The following is a 19190-nucleotide window of genomic DNA, read 5'->3' as shown; positions in this document are numbered from 1 at the left end:
CTTTGAAGGCTCCGGCATTCTGCTGCGACAGGTTTTCATTTGCTCCCCAACGCCGCGAGGGGTAGGAGGCAGGCATGAAAATGACCGATACATTCCTCAAGCCCATGCACCCCGAGGGCTACAAGTTCGTCGCGATCTTCGCGGCGGTGACGCTGGTTCTGTTCTGGATCTGGGATCCCCTTGGCTGGCTTGGCCTTGGCCTGACGGTCTGGTGCTATTATTTCTTTCGCGATCCCAAGCGTGCAGTGCCGCAGAATGCGGGGCTTCTGGTCAGCCCGGCTGATGGAGTGGTCAGCCTGATCGAACGTGCGGTGCCTCCGGCGGAACTGGGGCTCGGGCCAGAGGCCCTGACCCGGGTGTCGGTGTTCATGAACGTGTTCAACTGCCATGTGAACCGCGCACCCATCGCGGGCAAGGTGACGGCGGTGGCCTATCGTCCGGGCAAGTTCTTCAACGCCTCGCTTGACAAGGCGTCGGAAGAAAACGAACGCAACGCCTTGGCGATCGAGGTGGCGGATGGCCGCAAGATTGCCGTGGTGCAGATTGCCGGGCTGGTGGCGCGGCGGATCATGTGCTGGACCAAACCCGGTGACGCGTTGCGCACTGGCGAACGCTTCGGGCTGATCCGTTTTGGCAGCCGTCTGGATGTCTACCTGCCAGAAGGCGTAGAGCCTCAGGTCGCGCTGTGGCAGACCATGGTCGCGGGCGAGACCGTGATCGCGCTGATCGGGCAGGATGCCCCGGCCCGCGCGGCCGTGGTGGACTGACACAGATGGCCCGCAAACCGGCTGATCCCCCCCGGCAACTTCTGCTGTTGAAGCTGTTGCCGAACCTGATCTCGATCCTTGCGCTTTGTGCCGGGTTGACGGCGATCCGCTTTGCGATTGCGGGCAATTTTCCGATGGCGGTGTTGCTGATCGGCACGGCGGCGGCGCTGGATGGGTTGGACGGGCGGTTGGCCCGGATGCTGAAATCGGAAAGCGCCATCGGGGCCGAACTCGACAGCCTGTGCGATTTCGTGAACTTCGGCGTCACTCCGGCGCTGGTTCTCTATCTTTGGGCGTTGCGGGCCGATACCAACCTTGGCTGGATCGCGGTGCTGGTCTATGCCGTCTGCTGCATGCTGCGGCTGGCGCGGTTCAATGTCGGATCGCGCGCGGAAGGCGAGCCTGCCGAAAAGACCGCGTTCATCGGGGTGCCATCGCCAGCCGGAGCGATGCTTGCGCTGGTGCCGATGTATCTTGTCTTTGCCTTGAACAGCACGGTCGAGTTGTCACCCGCGGTCGTGGCGCTGTGGATGGTGGGCATCGGTGCCTTGATGATCAGCCGCACCAGAACCCCGTCGTTGAAGCGGATCACCATTGCGGCCGACCTGGCCCGCTATGCGCTGGTCGGGTCGGTGATGGTGGTGGCGGCCCTGCTTACCTATCCGTGGATCACGCTGCTGATCCTGTCGCTAACCTATCTGTCGTCGATCCTGTGGCTTTTCCTGCAAGGTTTGCGAGCGCCCGCGAAGCCCTGACAGCCGGGCGCTTGCCCAGGACATTTCTAGCGGTCCATTGACCTGTCTGCCTGTCCGACGGGTTGAATGATCGCCGGTTTTCTGGACACATGCGTCTTGCGATCAAATCATGGGGGGCTTTGGGATGAAACCGGTCAGATGGGGCGTGCTTGGGGCTGCGAGATTCGCCCGCGAACATATGGCGCCTGCAATCCACGCCGCACATGGGGCGGAACTTGCCGCCCTCGCGACCTCGGACCCCGCCAAGGCAGAAGGCTTCAGCACCTTCGCCCCCGGTCTTGTGGTCCATTCCAGCTATGACGCCCTGCTGGCCGATCCCACGATCGACGCGGTCTATGTCCCGCTGCCGAACCACATGCATGTGGAATGGACGTTGAAGGCGCTGGCGGCGGGCAAGCATGTGCTGACCGAAAAGCCCATCGCCATGAAGGCGCATGAGATCGACCAGATCATCGCCGCGCGTGACCGCACCGGGCTTCTTGCGGCCGAGGCCTACATGATCGTCCATCACCCTCAGTGGCAGCGCGCGAAGGAATGGTTCGAGGCGGGCGAGATCGGCACCCTTGTCCATGCCGATGTGGCCTTCAGCTTCAACCTGACCGAAACGGGAAACATCCGCAACAAGCCCGAAACCGGTGGCGGGTCGCTGCGAGATATCGGCGTCTACACCTTCGGCTGCGCCCGCTTTGTGACCGGGGCGGAACCGGTGGACCTGTCGGCCCGCATCCACCGCGAAAACGGGGTGGACGTGTTTGCGCAGGTCGCCGGGATCATGGAAGGCCCGGGTGGCCGCTTTACCTATGGCTCGACCACCTCGATGCGGATGTATAACCGTCAGGTCGCCACGTTCCAGGGGACCAAGGGCATGATCCGGCTGGAAGGCGGGCCGTTCAACGCCAATGTCAACGATCTGGCCGAGGTGGAGTTGCACCAGAACGGCAACCGCGTGACGGTGGAACGCTTCCCGACCGCCAACCACTACAAGTTGCAGGTCGAGGCCTTCGGCCGGACCGTCCGCGAAGGGGCCGCCTATCCGTGTCCGCTGGAATTCGTGCGCGGCACGCAAGCGATGATGGACCGGGTCTATGACGTGGCAGTCGACATCTGATCGCTGCCAAAGTGGCCGGGCGTCCTGCGGGTCTGCCCGGCTCTTTTACCCTTGCTGCGCTGCGGCGGTTAATTTTGGCCTGCTGTCACAGGCCTGTGATATGGTCAGGGGCAATGGGCGATTGTCCAGATTGCCCGGGCCAATCCGGCGAAGTTGCGATACCGCGTGAAAGTGGTTGCCAGTCCTGAAAGTTGCGTTTCCCTCTTCAGCTGAAAGTGCGCCAATGTCTGAAGGATACGCTGCAATTTCCGTTCCGCCCGTGCCGCAGCTGTTGCGCGCGCATGATCATCTGATGCAGCGGGGGCAGACACTTCCGAACGCCGCCTTGCGGGTTCTGGCGCGAGAGGTGATTCTTCGTGTCAGCCGGATTGAACCTTTGCACGCGCCGCAAAATGGCCAGCCAAAGACGGCAGAGGTGGAACACCTTTGCGATGCGCTTTTGTCATCGGACGATACCGCTGCTGCCGATCTGGTCCGCAGCGCGCGGCTGGATGGCATGTCGGCCGACGCACTCTATCATGCCTACATCGCCGAGGCCGCACGCCGCCTTGGCCAGCGCTGGGACCGGGACGAGGCGACGGCCGCACAGGTCATCCTTGGGGCCGGTCGGGTTTATGCGATCCTGCGCGATCTGCGCGCGGTCTTTCTGGCCGAACGCCTGACCGCACCACCGGGAGCGGAAGCGGTCTTTGCCAGCGTCCCCGGTGAGGTGCATGGCATCGGCGCCACGATTGCCGCCGATACGCTGCGCCGCAACGGCTGGGACATCGCGCTGCGCCTTGGCCTTGGCCATGAGGCACTGGTCGAAGAAATTGCCCGCCTGCAACCGACCATGGTCGGGCTGTCGGCATCCTTGCCGTCGATGACCTTTGCCACCGCCCGCCTGATCGTGGCGCTGCGCATCCGCTGCCCGCAGGTCTGGGTGCTGGTTGGTGGGCCGATCGTCGGCCATGACCCGGACATCGCCCGCATTGTTGACGCCGACGCCGCCGCCTCCGGCATCGACGAAGGCGCCGCGCTGATGGCGGCGCATCTGGATGACCTGAACCGTCTGCGCAGCGAACGGGTGTAAGGGTGGTGGTGCGGGCGGGCGTCAGCCCTCCATCGCCTCCAATTCGTCGATAAAGCCCGCGATCATCGACAGGCCCTGATCCCAGAACTTCGGGTCGCTTGCATCAAGGCCGAAGGGGGCCAGCAGTTCCTTGTGGTGCATTGACCCACCGGCTTTCAGCATGGCGAAGTATTTCTCTTCGAACTCCGGAAGGCCGCCCGCATAGGCCGCATAAAGCGCGTTCACCAGCCCATCCCCGAAGGCGTAGGCGTAGACGTAGAAGGGGGAATGCACGAAATGCGGGATATAGGCCCAGAAGGTTTCGTAGCCGTCCATGAACTCGAACGCATCGCCCAGCGATTCCGCCTGAATTGACATCCAGAGCGCATTGATATCGTCGGGCGTCAGCTCACCCTCGGCGCGTGCGGCGTGCAGCTTGCACTCAAAGTCGTAAAAGGCGATCTGGCGGACGACCGTGTTGATCATGTCCTCGACCTTGCCGGCGAGGAGGGTCTTCTTCTCGGCTTGGGTCCTGGCCTGATCCAGAAGCTTGCGGAAGGTCAGCATCTCGCCGAAAACGCTTGCCGTTTCGGCCAGCGTCAGGGGGGTAGAGGCCAGAAGTTCGCCCTGTTCGGCCGCCAGCACCTGATGGACGCCATGGCCCAGTTCGTGCGCAAGGGTCATCACGTCGCGTGGTTTGCCAAGGTAGTTCAGCATCACATAGGGGTGGACGGTCGTCACGGTCGGGTGGGCAAAAGCGCCCGGGGCCTTGCCCGGCTTCACGCCTGCGTCGATCCAGCCTTTCTCGAAGAACGGTTTGGCAAGGTCCGCCATGCGCGGGTCAAAGGCCCCGTAAGCCTCCATGACCATGCTGCGTGCGGTTGGCCAGTCTACCAGCTTTGGCGTCTCGATCGGCAAAGGGGCATTGCGGTCCCAGACCTGCAACTTTTCCAGCCCCAGCCATTTCGCCTTCAGCCGGTAATAGCGGTGGCTCAGCTTCGGATAGGCGCCGACCACCGCATTTCTCAGCGCCTCGACCACTTCGGGCTCGACGTGGTTCGCCAGGTGGCGGCCATGCTGCGGCGTCGGCATCTTGCGCCAGCGGTCGTGGATTTCCTTTTCCTTGGCCAGCGTGTTGTGGATGCGGGCAAAAAGCCGGACGTTCTTGTCAAAGACTTCCGCCAGCGCCCGGGCTGCGGCTTCGCGTTTGGGGCGTTCGGGGTCGGTCAGAAGGTTCAGCGTCGCTTCAAGGTTCAAAGGCTCGGCCTCACCCGCGACCGAGAACATCAGACCCGCCATCGTTTCGTCAAAGAGCTTGTTCCAGGCACTTGCGCCGACCACGCTTTCGTCATGCAGGAACTTTTCCAGCTCGTCCGAAAGCTGGTGCGGCCGCATCGCGCGCATCCGGTCGAAAACCGGCTTGTAGCGGGCAAGCCCCGCGTTTCCCTCCATCAGACGGTTCAGGTGATCATCTTCCAGACGGTTGAATTCAAGGCTGAAGAACACCAATGGCGTGGTGGCGTTGGTTACCCGGTCTTGCGCATCCGCCATGAACTTGGCGCGGTCGCTGTCCATGGTGTTCTGATAATACCGCAGGCCCGCAAAGGACATCAGCCGCCCGGCAAGGATGTCGATCCGCTCGTAGTCCTGTACGCATGCCAGCAGCCCTGCCGCATCCAGACCCGCCAGCTTGCCTTCGTAAGCCTCGGCAAACCCCGCGCAGCCGGTTTCCAGCGCTGCCATGTCACGGGAGAATTCCGGCGCGTCGGGGGCGGGGTAAAGGTCGGTCAGATCCCAGTCGGGCAGATCACCGAAGCCACCGCTGGCGGCATTGGCATCACGGACGGGCTGGGGCAGGTGCAAGGTCATGGGTCACTCCGGGCTGATCGGTTGGTGTCATCTAGGGGGCAAGACCCCTGCGGCGCAACCCCGACCAACGGGCCTGTGACCGTGGACTTGGTGGCAAAGCTCAATCCGCCGCACGCAACAAGGCGCGCAGGCTGGCCAGAGTGTCGATCTCCGCCACCCCCTTGTCGCGCCGCCAGCGCAGCATCCGGGGAAAGCGCAGGGCGATGCCGGATTTGTGGCGTGGGCTTTCCTGAATCCCTTCGAACCCGATTTCGAACACCAGTTCCGCAGGCACTTTGCGCACCGGGCCATATCGTTCCAGCGTGTGCCTTTGCACCCAGCGGGTGATTTCGCCAAACTCGGCATCGGTCAGGCCGGAATAGGCCTTGGTGAACGGCACAAGGTCGTTGCCGTCGCGGACACCAAAGGTGAAATCGGTAAAGAGGTTCGCCCGACGCCCATGTCCGGCTTGGGCGTAAAGCAGCACCGCGTCCACCGTGTAGGGGTCGAGTTTCCATTTCCACCAATCACCGCGCTTGCGCCCGGTGAAATAGGGCGATGTGGCGCGTTTCAGCATCACGCCTTCTGCCTCATGTTCCCGGGCGGTTGCGCGGATCCGGGCCAGGCTTTCCCAGGTTTGAAAGGTCAGGGACGGCGACAGTGTCAGCGGCAGGCCGGGGGAAAGACTTGGGGAAAGACTGGGCGGCAGGGCGGCGATGATCGCCTCCAGCCGCGCCCGGCGCTGGGACAGGGGGCGGTCGCGGATGTCTGTGCCGCCGTCTTCCAGAAGATCATAAGCCAACAGCCGCGCCGGGGCTTCGGCCAAAAGCGCCTTCGGCACCGTCTTGCGCCCGATCCGGCGTTGCAGTGCTGCAAAGGGCAGGGGGCGGTTGGCGGCCTGGTCCCATGCCAGAACCTCGGCGTCGATCACGGTTCCGGGGGGCAGGAAATCGGCCAGGGGGCCAAACTCGGGGAAACGGTCGGTAACAAGTTCCTCGCCCCGGCTCCAAAGGGCAAAGGTGCCAGGGCGGGCGATCAGCTGGCCCCGGATGCCATCCCATTTCCATTCCGCAAGCCAGTCTTCTGGCTGGCCCAATGTCTCGGCCCCAGCTTCAAGCGGGCTGGCCAGCGCAAAGGGAAAGGGGCGCGCGTCGCCCCCGGCGTCACCGTCGATCAGGGCGGAAAACCGGGTGCTGGCGGGATCCCAGTCACCCATCAGCCGGTGGGCCAGGGTGGCTTCTTCCACCCCCGTTGCCAGTGACAGCGCGCGGGTCAGAAGCCCTTGGGCCACCCCCATGCGAAAACCGCCGGTCAAGAGCTTGTTGTAAAGAAATCGTTCGGTTGCAGGCAGTTGCCCCCAAGTGGCAAGGACAGCCGCCCTGCGCGCCTCGACCGGCTGGCCGGTCAGCCGGATCAGCCCCCGGATGGCCGCGTCAAGGCCAAGGTCGGCCGTCGCCTCTGCCGGGGGCAGCAAAAGGGCGATGGTCTCGGCCAGATCACCCACGACCGAATAGCTTTCCTCAAACAGCCAGTCTGGGATGCCCGCCGCCTCGGCCGCCCAAAGGTGAAGTTCGGTCGAGGTGACTGCCCGCCTTGGCCGACGCCCGGTCAGAAGGGCGATGGTCCAGACCCGGTCCGCTTCAGGGGCCGCGCGGAAATAATCGGCAAGCGCCCGGGTTTTGACCCCGGTCTTTGTGGTGCCGTCAAGGGCTGCAAAGAGGGTGGCAAAGCGGTTCATGCGGCACCGCCATCTGCCGCCGCATTGGTGGCCGTGTCGGGTGCCGCTTCGTGTGTCGCGTCGGGCGGCAAGTCGGGGGGCGTATCGTCGGGATCGTCACCGGTAAACCGGGTTTCCACGATCCCTGCGTCATAGCCCCGGCTTTCCAGCCAGCGCCGGAATGGGGCGGTATAGCCATGGGTCACGAACACCCGCTCTGCCCCGGTTGCCGTGATTGCCGCGTCAAGCCCGGCCCAGTCGGCGTGATCCGACAGCACAAACCCGGTCCCAAGCGCGCGACGGCGGCGGATGCCGCGCACCGCCATCCAGCCAGAGACGAAGGCCGCCTCAGCCGGGCCAAGCCGGTTGGCCCAGGCCGAGCCAAGCGCCGATGGCGGTGCGATGACCAAGGCTCCGGGATGGGTTTTGGCGCTGGTGTCGGCGGTGGCGCGAATGGTGGCGGGCAGGCGGTAGCCTTGGGCGCGCAAGACCTCGGTCATGTCTTCGACCGCGCCATGGGTGAGGATCGGGCCAAGATCGGGCAGCCCGGCAAGAAGCCGTTGGGCCTTGCCAAAGCTGTAGGCGCCAAGGATCGACATCTTGCCCGCCGCCGCATTGGCCTGCCACCAATCCGCGATGCTGGCCATGACTTGCGGCTGCGGCTGCCAGCGGAAGACCGGCAGGCCAAATGTGCATTCGGTGATGAAGCTGTGGCAGGTGACCGGCTGGAAGGCTTCGGCCAGCCCGTCCGGTTCGGTCTTGTAATCGCCCGAGACCACCCAGACCTCGCCCGCCACCTCGACCCGGATCTGGGCCGAGCCGGGGACATGTCCCGCCGGGTGAAACGAGACGCGCGCGCCGCCGATCGGCCGCACCTCGCCATAAGCGATGCCCTCGGCGGTGATGGGGCCAAGCCTGCGGCGGATCACCGGAAGCGCCTGATGGGTGGCAAGGTAGCTGCCCATGCCGGGGCGGGCATGGTCGGAATGGCCATGGGTGATCAGCGCGCGCGGGACCGGGCGCCAGGGATCAATGTGAAAACCTCCCGCGGGGCAAAAGATGCCGCGGTCGGTGAAGGTGAGGACGGGATCGGCCATGGGGCGAAGGCTAGCACGTGACGGGCGCAGGGGAAGGGCCGACTATGCCGATGCCCGATCGGTCGGGCCGTCCTCGGCCCATCGAGGGCCTGCGGACGGCGCTGCCGCGGCGCGGTGGTCTGGCGGTTGCACCGGATGCGGGCCGTGAAAGCCTCCGGCGGGAGTATTTTTGAAAAGAGCAGGGGTCAGGTCGCGTGGGTCGCGTTCCGGCGGCATGCTCGGTGCGCCCGAAAATTGGGCAGATGGTCAGGAGGCGGGCGTTTTTTGGGTCAAGCCTCTTCCCCGGGGGAAGATGGCCTGTTCTACTGGTCGGGAGCAGTCGGGGGTTTAGGGCTTGAGCCAGTTCAACGAAATGTATCAAGGCACCAAGGTGCGCCCGCCCTATGCCCGGCTGGAAGACTGGGTGGCCGCGATGCCACAGGAGTTGCGCAGTCTGAAGCAGGCCGAGGCCGAGGCGCTGTTCCGGCGGATCGGGATCACCTTTGCCGTTTACGGCGAGGGCGGGGATCCGGACCGGCTGATTCCGTTCGACATGTTCCCCCGGGTCTTTGCGGCGGCGGAATGGGCGAAGCTGGAAAAGGGCATCAAGCAGCGTGCGCGGGCGCTGAATGCGTTTCTGGTCGACGTCTACGGGCGCGGCGAGATCATCCGGGCGGGCCGGATCCCGGCGCGGCTGGTCTATCAGAACGAGGCCTATGAGAAGGCCGTGACGGGCTTTGTGCCGCCAAAGGGGGTTTATAGCCACATTGTCGGGATCGACATCGTGCGGACCGGCCCGGACGAATTCTTCGTGCTGGAGGACAATTGCCGCACGCCAAGCGGGGTCAGCTACATGCTGGAAAGCCGCGAGATCATGATGCGGATGTTCCCCAGCCTTTTCCGCGAGAACCGGATCGAGCCGGTCGACGGCTATTCCGAAAAGCTGCGCCGGACATTGGCGAGTGTTGCCCCGAAGAAGTGTCAGGGGGAGCCGACAGTGGTGATCCTGACGCCGGGGCATTTCAATTCTGCCTATTATGAGCATTCCCTGCTGGCCGATCTGATGGGCGTCGAACTGGTCGAAGGGCAGGATCTGTTTGTCGATGGCGAATACGCTTACATGCGCACCACCGAAGGTCCGCGCCGGGTGGATGTGATCTATCGGCGGCTTGATGATGCCTATCTGGACCCGCTGTGTTTCCGGCCTGACAGTATGTTGGGCATTCCCGGGCTGATGGATGTCTATCGGTCGGGCGGGGTCAGCATCTGTTCCGCACCCGGGGCCGGAGTGGCCGATGACAAGGCGGTCTACTGCTTTGTCCCTGAAATGGTGCGCTTCTATCTCGGCGAGGAGCCGATCCTGAACAACGTGCCGACCTGGCAATGTGGCAAGCCGGATGATCTGAAATACGTGCTGGACAAGCTGCCGGAACTGGTGGTGAAAGAGGTCCACGGCTCGGGTGGTTACGGGATGCTGGTCGGGCCGAAATCCAGCCGCGACGAAGTGGAACGGTTCCGGGCGAAGATCGTCGAAGATCCCGGCAACTACATCGCTCAGCCGACACTGGCGCTGTCTTCGGTGCCGACCTTTGTCGAGGAAGGCGTGGCCCCCCGGCATGTGGATTTGCGGCCCTATTGTCTGGTGGGCGAACGGATCGAACTGGTCCCCGGCGGTTTGACGCGTGTGGCTTTGACCGAAGGGTCACTGGTGGTGAACTCGTCGCAAGGCGGCGGGGTCAAGGATACCTGGGTCTTGGCGGAATGAAGGGGGGCATCGGATGCTGAGCCGGACCGCTGACAACCTTTACTGGATCGCGCGCTACATGGAGCGGGCTGATACCGTGGCGCGGCTTCTGGAGGTGGGCAGCCGGATCAGCCTGATCCCGTCGGCGCATGGCTATCGCAGCGAATGGGACAGCCTGTTGCAGGCGACGGGCATGGCCGAGGCCTTTGCCAGGAAATACGGCGACCCGGTGCAGCGGAACATCGAGAGCTTTCTGTTCTTCGACCGTGATAACCCCTCATCCGTTGCAAGCTGCATCACGTCGGCGCGGGAAAACGGGCGGATCGTGCGGACTGCGCTGACGACGCAGGTGTGGGATGCGCTCAACACCGCGTTTCAAGAGTTGAAGGCGTTGGAGCGGCGGCCAAGGTCGGAACTGGAGCTTTCCCGCCTGACCGAATGGGTCATGCGCCATGCGGCGATGGTGCGTGGGGCGATTGACGCCACATTGTTGCGCAATGATGGGTATAATTTCCTGAACATCGGGTATTATCTCGAACGTGGAGACAATACCGCCCGTCTGATGGACGTGAAATATTATGTCCTGCTGCCCCGGGTGGATTTCGTGGGGTCCGGCCTCGACAATTACCAATGGACCACGTTGTTGCGCGCCATGGGGGCGCAACGGGCCTTCCATTGGGCCTATGGCGGCGAGGTGACAGCGGCCAAGATCGCGGATTTCCTGATCCTGAACCCGCAATCGCCCCGGTCCTTGACAACCTGCGTGGCTGGGCTGTCCAACCATCTGGGGCGGCTGGCAAAATCTTATGGCCGCGAGACCGAGGCGCTGGGCCATGCCCGCGCCGTGATGGCAGGGATCGAGGCGACATCGGTCGAGGATATCTTCGACGAAGGCTTGCACGAATACCTGACGCGGTTCATTGCCGAGGTTGCGGCGCTGGCCCAGGCGATTCATGCGACCTATCTGAACGGGGAGATGCGCTGATGCGGCTGACCGTCGACCATGTGACGCGCTATCATTATGATCGGCCGGTGCGGTCGGTGGTGCAAAGCCATCGCTTGCAGCCTTCAGCCTTTGCCGGGCAGAAGGTGACCGACTGGGAGGTGACTGTCAGTGGCGGCACGCGCGGGGCGTCGTTCCGTGACGGTGCGGGTGATATGGTGCAGGGCTGGACAGTGGCCGGCCCGGTCAGCGAGGTGACGGTGCGCGTGCAAGGCACGGTCGAAACAGTTGACCTGACGGGCGTCCTGCGCGGCCACAAGGAAACCGTCGCGCCAGAGTGCTACATGCTGGCCACGACACCGACACGCGCCGATACCGCACTGGATGCGCTGGCACGGCAGGCCGATGGGGGCGACCCGCTTGCGCTGGCCCATTCCCTTAGCGCGCTGGTGGCTGATGCCATTGCCTACATGCCCGGCGTGACCCATGCCCACACCACCGCAGCCGAAGCCTTGGCCTTGGGTGAAGGCGTCTGTCAGGATCATGCCCATGCGTTGATTGCCGTGGCGCGGGTGCGGGGGCTACCGGGGCGCTATGTGTCGGGTTATCTCTTTTCCGACGCGGACGGGCAGGCGCATGAAGCGGCGCATGCCTGGGCTGAATTGTATCTGGCCGGTCTGGGTTGGGTGGGGTTCGACCCGGCCAACCGCTGTTGCCCGGATGACCGCTATATCCGGCTGGGGTCGGGCCTTGACGCACAGGATGCAGCCCCCATTCGCGGCATTGCCCGTGGTGGCGGCATGGAAGAAATGGATGTGACCGTTGCGATCCTTCAGGCAAGCCAATAGGCTGCCTGACAAGACAGGGAGACGGACGGAAATGACCTATTGCGTTGGGCTCTTGCTGAATGAAGGCATAGTGCTTTTGTCGGACACCCGCACCAATGCCGGGCTCGACAACATTTCGACCTATCGCAAGATGTTCACTTTCGAAGACCCGGGGGAACGGGTGATCGTGATCATGACCTCTGGCAGCCTGTCTGTCAGCCAGACCGCGCTGGCGCAGTTGCGCGAGGCGATCGAAGACCCGGAAGCCACGCCTGAAACCAGCATCATGCTGGCGCCAACCATGCTGAAAGTGGCCGAGATTGTCGGCGACCGGCTGGCCAAGGTGCGCGAAGAGATCGACCACAAACTGTCCGCCGCGCAAGGGGCCAGTGCCAGCATGATTGTCGCCGGGCAAAGGAAGGGCGGCGCAATGCGGCTGTTCCTGATCTATCCGGAAGGCAATTTCATCGAGGCGACGGAAGACGCGCCCTTCCTCCAGATCGGCGAGCATAAATACGGCAAGCCGATCCTTGACCGGGTGGTGAAACCTTCCACCACGCTGGCCGATGCACAAAAGGCGGTGCTGTTGTCCATGGATTCCACGTTGCGGTCGAACCTGTCGGTGGGTATGCCGCTGGATCTGGCTGTCATTGAGCTGGACGCTTGCAAGGTCACCCTGAAACGCCGGATCGAGGCTGGCGACCCGGCCTTTCGCGCGATGAGCGAGGCTTGGTCCACCGCTCTCCGCGACGGATTCGCGCGGATTGCCATCTGAGGCTTGGCAATCGGGCGCGGCAATCCTACCTTCATGATGTAGCATGGGGGTTACGATGCCTGAACTGATCCGCCTTTACATCCGCAGCGTGGCGCTGGGCTTTGTCATTTCCGCCATGTTCACCGCAGGTCTGGTCTGGTTCGATGTTGCAGGGATCGGGCATCTGATCCTTGGGTCCGACATCGGCTGGGTTGCGGCGCTGATGATGGTTTTCTTCAATGGCATCGTGTTTTCCGCCGTCCAGTTTGCCTATCAGATCATGTCGATGGCGGAAGATGACGGGCAAGGTGGCGGTGGCGGCCTGCGCGAACGCTTGGGCGAACCCGTGCTGATCCCGGTGCCTGCCAAGGTTGAATCCGGCAAGCCACAGATCGGAACGCGTTTGCGAAAGTAAGGTGGCGGGCCCGCAGCAGCCGTGGAGTGCCGGGATTTTCCCGAGAGCCAGAGGTCTCAGGTGGGAACCAGGTAACAGGACCAGGATCCTGTCAGAGCCAGCCCCCGTGCGTTTGCTTATCGGCCACTGGAAAAAAGGCCTCGCACGTGAGGAGCAGAACCCGCCACAACAACAGATAGGCGCTTGGCGGGGCTGGCGCAAGTCTGGACAGATGTTCACCTTTGGTTCATGATTCTCCTATGGACAACCCGGTCAAGACCGCAAGTGATCTCATGCCCGCCCTGCCGGGGCAACGGCTTGGCCGTGGGGTCTGCCGTGGCCTTCGGGCGCTGGATTTCGTCTGTGTCGAGGAATTCATTCCCGCCCCGGGTTTGCGTGTGGACGTCATGGCGCTTGGCCCCAAGGGCGAGGTCTGGGTGGTGGAATGCAAATCCGGCCGGGCCGATTACCGGGCGGACCGCAAGTGGCAGGGCTATCTGGATTGGTGCGACCGGTTCTTCTGGGCTGTCGATGCCGATTTCCCGGTAGGGCTTTTGCCCGAAGGGACCGGGCTGATCCTTGCCGATGCCTATGATGCCGAAGTGGTGCGGATGGCGCCTGAGGCGGCACTGTCGGCCGCGCGGCGCAAGGTGGTCTTGCGCAGTTTCGCGCGCGCCGCCGCAGGGCGGTTGCAGGCCCTGCGTGATCCCGGGGCGCCGTGACCGGCCATCTCCGGGACTGATCGAAATCCGCGCGGATGCGGCGCGATCTCAGCGCCGTTTCTTCGGGGCCGCTCCCATGGCGCGGGCTGCTTCGGCCGCCGCGCGCAGCTCTTCGGCGATTTCGTCGGCCTCTTCAGGGTCGAAATCCAGTGGCAGTTCGATTCCGCCCTCTGCTTCGATATAGATGCGCACCATGCCCTGATCGGTCGGGCCGATCTGAATGTTGGCGGCGATATTGCTTTCCTTGTCGATGCCCATGGTGGCCTCCGGCTGGCTGGATGGCAGGCGGGTAGCGGCATGCGCCCCGGCGCGCAAGAAGCAATCGCAGGCCAGGTGGCAAAGACCCTTGCAATCCCGGGGGAGCGGGGCTAAATCGCCCCCCAAGTGCAGCCTTAGCTCAGTTGGTTAGAGCACCAGATTGTGGATCTGGGGGTCCCCCGTTCGAGCCGGGGAGGCTGTACCATCCTTCCTTATTCCTGACCGGCCTGTCCTTGCTTTGCGCAAGCGGGGCAAGCATTGCCGCGATCCCGGCCCCCGGGCCTTTCGGCGGGCAGGCGGTCTTCACCCCCCGGATGCGCGCGGTTAAGGTGGCCACCCCTGCCTTTGAGGATTCGCATGAGCCTTGCCCTGATCCCCCGCACCATCGCCACCGAGATTGCTGCCACCCCCGCTCAGGTAACCGCTGCGATCACGCTGCTGGACGAAGGTGCCACCGTCCCCTTCATCGCGCGTTACCGCAAGGAGGTGACCGGGGGGCTGGATGACACCCAGCTTCGCAATCTGGCGGAACGGCTGGGCTATCTGCGTGAGCTTGAGGCGCGCAGGGCAGCGATTGCCGGGTCGATCCGTGAGCAGGGCAAGATGACCGAGGGGCTGGAAAAGGCCATTGCCGGGGCGGTGACCAAGGCAGAACTTGAAGACATCTATCTGCCCTACAAGCCCAAGCGCCGGACCAAGGCGATGATTGCGCGGGAAAACGGCTTGCAGGGGCTGGTCGATGCCATTTTGGCGGATCGGTCGGCCGATCCGGTGGCGCTGGCGGCGGGATATGTGACCGAGGCCGTGCCTGACACCAAAACTGCACTTGAGGGCGCGCGCGATATCGTGGCCGAGGGGCTTGCCGAGGATGCGGCCCTTCTGGGCCGGTTGCGGTCGCACATGAAGCAGGTAGCGCGGCTGACCTCGACCATGGTGGATGGCAAAGCCAGCGAAGGCGCCAAGTTTTCCGATTACTTCGCCCATTCCGAACCGTGGTCGAGCGTGCCAAGTCACAGGGCGCTGGCAATGTTTCGTGGCCGCAACGAAGGGTTCCTGCAGCTTGATCTGATGGTGGACCCGGACGCGGCGCGCGGCGAAAGCCCGGCGGAGCGGGCTTGCGGTGCGGCGCTTGCGGCCACAGGGCAGGGTGCGGGGCAGGGCGCGGGTGACCGATGGCTGCGCGAGGCGGCGGCATGGGCCTGGCGCGTGAAGCTGCGGACCAGTCTGACGCTGGACCTGATGGCTGAACTGCGCGAAGCCGCCGAAGCCGAGGCAATCCGCGTCTTTGCACGGAACCTGAAGGACTTGCTGCTTGCGGCCCCTGCGGGTGGCAAGGCGACGATGGGTCTTGATCCCGGCATCCGCACCGGCGTCAAGGTCGCGGTGGTGGACGGCACGGGTAAGGTGCTGGAGACGGACACGGTCTATCCGTTCCAGCCGAAGAACGATCTGCGCGGCGCTCAGGTGACCTTGGCCAGGCTGATCGGCAAGCATGGGGTCAAGCTGATCTCGATCGGTAACGGCACCGCCAGCCGCGAGACGGAAAAGATGGTGGCCGACATTCTGGCGGTATTGCCAGGGGAAAAGCCGGTGAAAGTGATCGTGTCCGAAGCAGGGGCGTCGGTCTATTCGGCCAGCGAACTGGCGGCGAAAGAGTTTCCGGGGCTGGACGTGTCCTTGCGCGGGGCGGTGTCGATTGCCCGGCGACTGCAAGACCCGTTGGCCGAACTGGTGAAGATCGAACCGAAGGCGATCGGGGTTGGCCAATATCAGCATGACGTGGACCAGCACCGTCTTGGGCGCAGCCTTGAGGCGGTGGTGGAAGACGCGGTGAACGCGGTGGGGGTGGATCTGAACACCGCCAGCGCTCCTTTGCTCGCGCGGGTCTCTGGCGTCGGGCCGGGGCTGGCCGATGCGATTGTGGCGCACCGCGATGCCAATGGCCCGTTCTCCACGCGGCGCGAGCTTTTGAAGGTGGCGCGGCTGGGGCCGAAGGCCTTTGAACAGGCGGCGGGCTTCCTGCGGATCAGCGGGGGGAAAGAACCGCTGGACGCCTCCTCCGTCCACCCTGAGGCCTATGATCTGGCGCGGCGGATCGTGGCGGCCTGCGGGCGCGATCTGCGGTCGGTGATGGCCGAACCGGGTGTGCTGAAAGCGGTAGAGCCGCGGGATTTTGTCGATGAGCGGTTCGGGTTGCCGACAGTGAAGGACATCTTCGCGGAACTGGAAAAGCCGGGACGCGACCCGCGGCCCTCGTTCCGCACGGCGACGTTTGCCGACGGGGTGGACGACATCAAGGACCTGAAGCCGGGGATGCTGCTGGAGGGCACGGTGACCAATGTCGCGGCCTTTGGGGCCTTCGTCGATGTGGGCGTGCATCAGGACGGGTTGGTCCATGTCAGCCAGTTGTCCGACAGTTTCGTGAAAGACCCCCATGCCGTGGTCAAGGCAGGCGATGTGGTCAAGGTGCGGGTGGTCGAGGTGGACGTGGCAAGAAAGCGTATCGGACTGACGATGAAATCCGGCAGCGCCGGGGCGCGCGAGGCGGTGCGCGAACGCGGGCCGGCCCCGGTGAAACCGGTGCGCGGGCCGATGCAGGCGGGGGCGCAAGTGCAGGCGGGGGCTCAAGGCGGCGGAAATGCCTTTGCAGATGCCCTGAAGGGCAAGTTCGGGCGATAGACGCGGGACCGGAATTTTCGAAGATTCCGGTCCGATCTCTTTGAAGGAATCGGCGTGGCGCCCCGGTCAGGCGGCGGCGCCCCCGACAGTAAGGCCGCCGATCAGCAATGTCGGCTGGCCAACGCCCACCGGCACCCATTGCCCGGCCTTGCCGCAATTGCCGATGCCGGGATCAAGTTGCAGGTCATTGCCGATGGCGCGTATCTGTTTCAGCGCTGTTGCGCCATCGCCGATCAGGGTTGCCCCCTTCACGGCAGCACCAATCACGCCGTTCTTCACCCGGTAGGCCTCGGTGCAGGAGAACACGAACTTGCCAGAGGTGATGTCCACCTGCCCGCCCCCAAAGCCCACGGCGTAAATGCCATCCTTCAGGCTGCCGACGATCCCGGCAGGATCATCGTTCCCGGCCAGCATGTAGGTGTTGGTCATCCGGGGCATCGGGATATGGGCAAAGCTTTCGCGCCGGCCGTTGCCGGTGGGGGCCACGCCCATCAGGCGGGCGTTCTGGCGGTCCTGCATGTAGCCGACAAGGACGCCGTCCTCAATCAGGACGTTCTTGCCCGAGGGCGTGCCCTCATCATCGATCGAGATGCTGCCGCGCCGGTCAGGTATTGTGCCGTCATCAAGCACAGTCACGCCTTTCGATGCGATCTGTTTCCCCATCAGCCCAGCAAATGCAGAGGTTTCCTTGCGGTTGAAGTCGCCTTCCAGCCCGTGACCGATGGCTTCGTGCAAGAGGATGCCAGGCCAGCCGGGGCCAAGGACGACGTCCATCACCCCGGCCGGGGCTTCCTCGGCACCAAGGTTGACTTGGGCGATGCGAAGGGCTTCGGCGAGCATCGGTTTCCAGGTGTCTGCGTCCATCAGCTGCGCAAGGCCGTAGCGCCCGCCCTTGCCGGTGCCGCCCTGTTCGCGCCGTCCGCCTTCCTCGATCATGACGGAAACGTTCAGCCGTGCCATCGGGCGGATATCGGCAAGGCGCAGGCCATCGGGGCGGAGGATTTCAACTTCTTGAATCGAGGCGGAGAGGGTGGCGGAGACCTGCACCACGCGGGGATCAAGCGCGCGGGCGTGGGCGTCGATTTCGCGCAAAAGCTCGATCTTCACCGGGAAGGTCGCGTCTGACATCGGATCATCGGGGCGGTAAAGCCGGGTGTTGGTGCCGCGCGGGCTGTCAGCCAGTGTGCCGCCACCGGAGCCCACGGCAAGGCGCGCGGTTTCCGACGCTCGGCGCAGTGCGGTTTCGGTGATCTCGGTCGAATGGGCATAGCCTGCAACTTCACCGCGAACCGCCCGCAGCCCGAAGCCTTGGCTGGCGTCATAGGTGGCCTGCCGGATCCGGCCATCATCCAGCACGATCGCCTCGGCCCGGCGGCGTTCAAGGAACAGCTCGCCATCGTCGGCCCCATCGGTGGCCGCACGCAAGGTGGCAAGGGCGGCGGCTTCGTCCAGATGGGTCTCGAACGGGCGGAAGGGGGCTTCGGTCATCTTGGCCTCATGCGGGGGAACAGGATGCAGAGATGGGCCGCGCGCGGGCCGGGGTCAAGGCGTTGGTTCCGGGGCCGGGGCGTTGCGCCCAATCGTCTGGTCGATGAAATCGACCCCTTTGGCCCAGGTGGCCGGGTCAAAAAGCGCCTCATGCCCGACAGGGCCAAGCGACAGGAAGGTCTTGGGGTCTTTCGCCGCCGCAAAAAGCGCCTTGCCAAAGCCGAAGGGGATCACCGCATCGCGTTCTCCATGCAAGATCAGAAGCGGCGCGCCGATACGGGCAATATGGCTGGAGGAGTGGAACTTGTCCCTCATCAGCAGGTTCACGGGAACCCAGGGATAGGCCTTGCGGGCAATATCGACGGCCGAGGTAAAGGGGGCCTCCAGCACCACCGCCCCAACCGGGTTTTGTGCCGCGGTCTGCACGGCCACGCCGGTGCCAAGCGATTCGCCCACCAGAACGATACGCCCCGCGCCGATCCCGTTTGCGCGAAGATGCACATAGGCGGTCTGGGCATCGGTAAGCAGGCCGGATTCCGAAGGCTTGCCGCTGCTGCCACCATAGCCGCGCCATGACAGGAAGGCCGCGCCAAGCCCGCGTGATTGGTAGTAGGCCAGCCGGTCAGCCCGGTCCGCCATTGCCCCGGCATTGCCGTGCAGAAACAGGATCGTCGGCCGCCCCGGCGGGGCCGGGCTGTGCCACAGGACCAGTCTTTCGCCATCTGGGGTAGCCAGCATGACCCGATCGACCCCGCGGAGACCCAGCGTTTCGGGGGCGGGGTCGCGGCGGGCAGGAAAATACTGCAACTCGCGCTGAAAGAGGAATAGCCCCGACAGCGCCGTCGCATAGAGAAGGCCGAACGTCACAAGGGTCAGCTTCACAAAGGCCATGTGCAGAGCGCCTTTCGCAGTTCATTGCCCAAGGTACCTGCGCGCCGGGCAAGCCCATGGAGTGCTGCTATGTCGCAACGGTTTTGCTTGTCGCGGCCCGGCTAATATGGTTTGAACAGCCGCGTAAACAACGGGATTCTGCCCTTGACGGCAGGCTCGGGAAAAAGC

General features: G+C 64.1%; 17 protein-coding genes and 1 tRNA gene. 12 read left to right on the top strand and 6 right to left on the bottom strand.

From position 1 onward, the window contains the following. Positions 1–74: 74 nt before the first annotated feature. The 4 genes from QUV21_RS08800 to QUV21_RS08785 all read left to right on the top strand — a co-directional run bounded on the left by QUV21_RS08800 (position 75) and on the right by QUV21_RS08785 (position 3702). Positions 75–767 (top strand): phosphatidylserine decarboxylase, encoded by a 693-nt coding sequence (locus tag QUV21_RS08800; RefSeq protein WP_300854288.1) that lies wholly within the window; start codon positions 75–77, stop codon positions 765–767. A gap of 5 nt (positions 768–772) precedes the next feature. Next, the gene (gene pssA / locus QUV21_RS08795; RefSeq protein ID WP_300854287.1) at positions 773–1522 is read left to right on the top strand and encodes a CDP-diacylglycerol--serine O-phosphatidyltransferase; all 750 of its coding nucleotides are present in this window, start codon (positions 773–775) and stop codon (positions 1520–1522) included. Positions 1523–1646: 124 nt separating this feature from the next. After that, entirely contained in the window at positions 1647–2630 is a 984-nt protein-coding gene (locus tag QUV21_RS08790; protein WP_300854286.1) for a Gfo/Idh/MocA family oxidoreductase, read from the top strand. 223 nt (positions 2631–2853) lie between these two features. Next, positions 2854–3702, top strand: a complete 849-nt coding sequence (locus QUV21_RS08785) for a cobalamin-dependent protein (protein WP_300854285.1) — start codon at positions 2854–2856, stop codon at positions 3700–3702. A 21-nt stretch (positions 3703–3723) separates the two neighbouring features. Here the strand turns inward: QUV21_RS08785 and QUV21_RS08780 are convergent, their stop codons facing one another. From QUV21_RS08780 to QUV21_RS08770, 3 genes are all read right to left on the bottom strand, one after another. Beyond that, a complete protein-coding gene (locus QUV21_RS08780) occupies positions 3724–5550 on the bottom strand; it encodes a M3 family oligoendopeptidase (RefSeq protein ID WP_300854284.1) in 1827 nt (608 codons plus the stop codon). A gap of 100 nt (positions 5551–5650) precedes the next feature. Further along, the gene (locus QUV21_RS08775) at positions 5651–7267 is read right to left on the bottom strand and encodes an ATP-dependent DNA ligase (protein WP_300854283.1); all 1617 of its coding nucleotides are present in this window, start codon (positions 7265–7267) and stop codon (positions 5651–5653) included. Beyond that, entirely contained in the window at positions 7264–8343 is a 1080-nt protein-coding gene (locus tag QUV21_RS08770; RefSeq protein WP_300854282.1) for a ligase-associated DNA damage response exonuclease, read from the bottom strand. Before QUV21_RS08770 ends, QUV21_RS08775 begins: the two co-directional genes overlap by 4 nt. 352 nt (positions 8344–8695) lie before the next feature. Between QUV21_RS08770 and QUV21_RS08765 the strand changes: the two genes are divergently transcribed. The 6 genes from QUV21_RS08765 to QUV21_RS08740 all read left to right on the top strand — a co-directional run bounded on the left by QUV21_RS08765 (position 8696) and on the right by QUV21_RS08740 (position 13706). Continuing rightward, a complete protein-coding gene (locus tag QUV21_RS08765) occupies positions 8696–10087 on the top strand; it encodes a circularly permuted type 2 ATP-grasp protein (RefSeq protein WP_300854886.1) in 1392 nt (463 codons plus the stop codon). Between the two features lie 13 nt (positions 10088–10100). Further along, positions 10101–11051: an alpha-E domain-containing protein gene (locus tag QUV21_RS08760; protein WP_300854280.1), complete on the top strand. Its 951-nt coding sequence runs from the start codon at positions 10101–10103 to the stop codon at positions 11049–11051. Further along, positions 11051–11857, top strand: coding sequence for a transglutaminase family protein (locus tag QUV21_RS08755; RefSeq protein WP_300854279.1), 807 nt, complete (start codon positions 11051–11053; stop codon positions 11855–11857). The genes QUV21_RS08760 and QUV21_RS08755 overlap by 1 nt, the downstream gene beginning before the upstream one ends. Before the next feature lie 31 nt (positions 11858–11888). Further along, positions 11889–12611 (top strand): proteasome-type protease, encoded by a 723-nt coding sequence (locus QUV21_RS08750; protein WP_300854278.1) that lies wholly within the window; start codon positions 11889–11891, stop codon positions 12609–12611. Positions 12612–12666: 55 nt separating this feature from the next. Continuing rightward, positions 12667–13005 (top strand): hypothetical protein, encoded by a 339-nt coding sequence (locus QUV21_RS08745; protein WP_300854277.1) that lies wholly within the window; start codon positions 12667–12669, stop codon positions 13003–13005. A gap of 239 nt (positions 13006–13244) precedes the next feature. Next, a complete protein-coding gene (locus tag QUV21_RS08740) occupies positions 13245–13706 on the top strand; it encodes an MmcB family DNA repair protein (RefSeq protein ID WP_300854276.1) in 462 nt (153 codons plus the stop codon). 48 nt (positions 13707–13754) lie between these two features. Here QUV21_RS08740 and QUV21_RS08735 read toward each other — a convergent pair whose 3' ends face one another. Next, positions 13755–13964, bottom strand: coding sequence for a DUF6324 family protein (locus tag QUV21_RS08735; RefSeq protein ID WP_300854275.1), 210 nt, complete (start codon positions 13962–13964; stop codon positions 13755–13757). Between the two features lie 128 nt (positions 13965–14092). Here QUV21_RS08735 and QUV21_RS08730 point away from each other — a divergent pair. Both QUV21_RS08730 and QUV21_RS08725 read left to right on the top strand, forming a co-directional pair. Next, positions 14093–14169 (top strand) — tRNA-His (locus QUV21_RS08730). Positions 14170–14321: 152 nt separating this feature from the next. Next, positions 14322–16643, top strand: coding sequence for a Tex family protein (locus tag QUV21_RS08725; RefSeq protein ID WP_300854274.1), 2322 nt, complete (start codon positions 14322–14324; stop codon positions 16641–16643). Positions 16644–16709: 66 nt separating this feature from the next. On the opposite strand, the gene tldD is transcribed toward QUV21_RS08725, so the two are convergent. After that, entirely contained in the window at positions 16710–18131 is a 1422-nt protein-coding gene (gene tldD / locus QUV21_RS08720) for a metalloprotease TldD (RefSeq protein WP_300854273.1), read from the bottom strand. Between the two features lie 54 nt (positions 18132–18185). Then, positions 18186–19022, bottom strand: coding sequence for an alpha/beta hydrolase (locus tag QUV21_RS08715; protein ID WP_300854272.1), 837 nt, complete (start codon positions 19020–19022; stop codon positions 18186–18188). Positions 19023–19190 lie beyond the last annotated feature (168 nt).

This window comes from Tabrizicola sp. (assembly GCF_030373185.1).
Lineage (GTDB): Bacteria > Pseudomonadota > Alphaproteobacteria > Rhodobacterales > Rhodobacteraceae > Tabrizicola.
The sequence above is the reverse complement of the archived record's forward strand: the minus strand, read 5'-3'. Positions and strand labels throughout refer to the sequence as shown.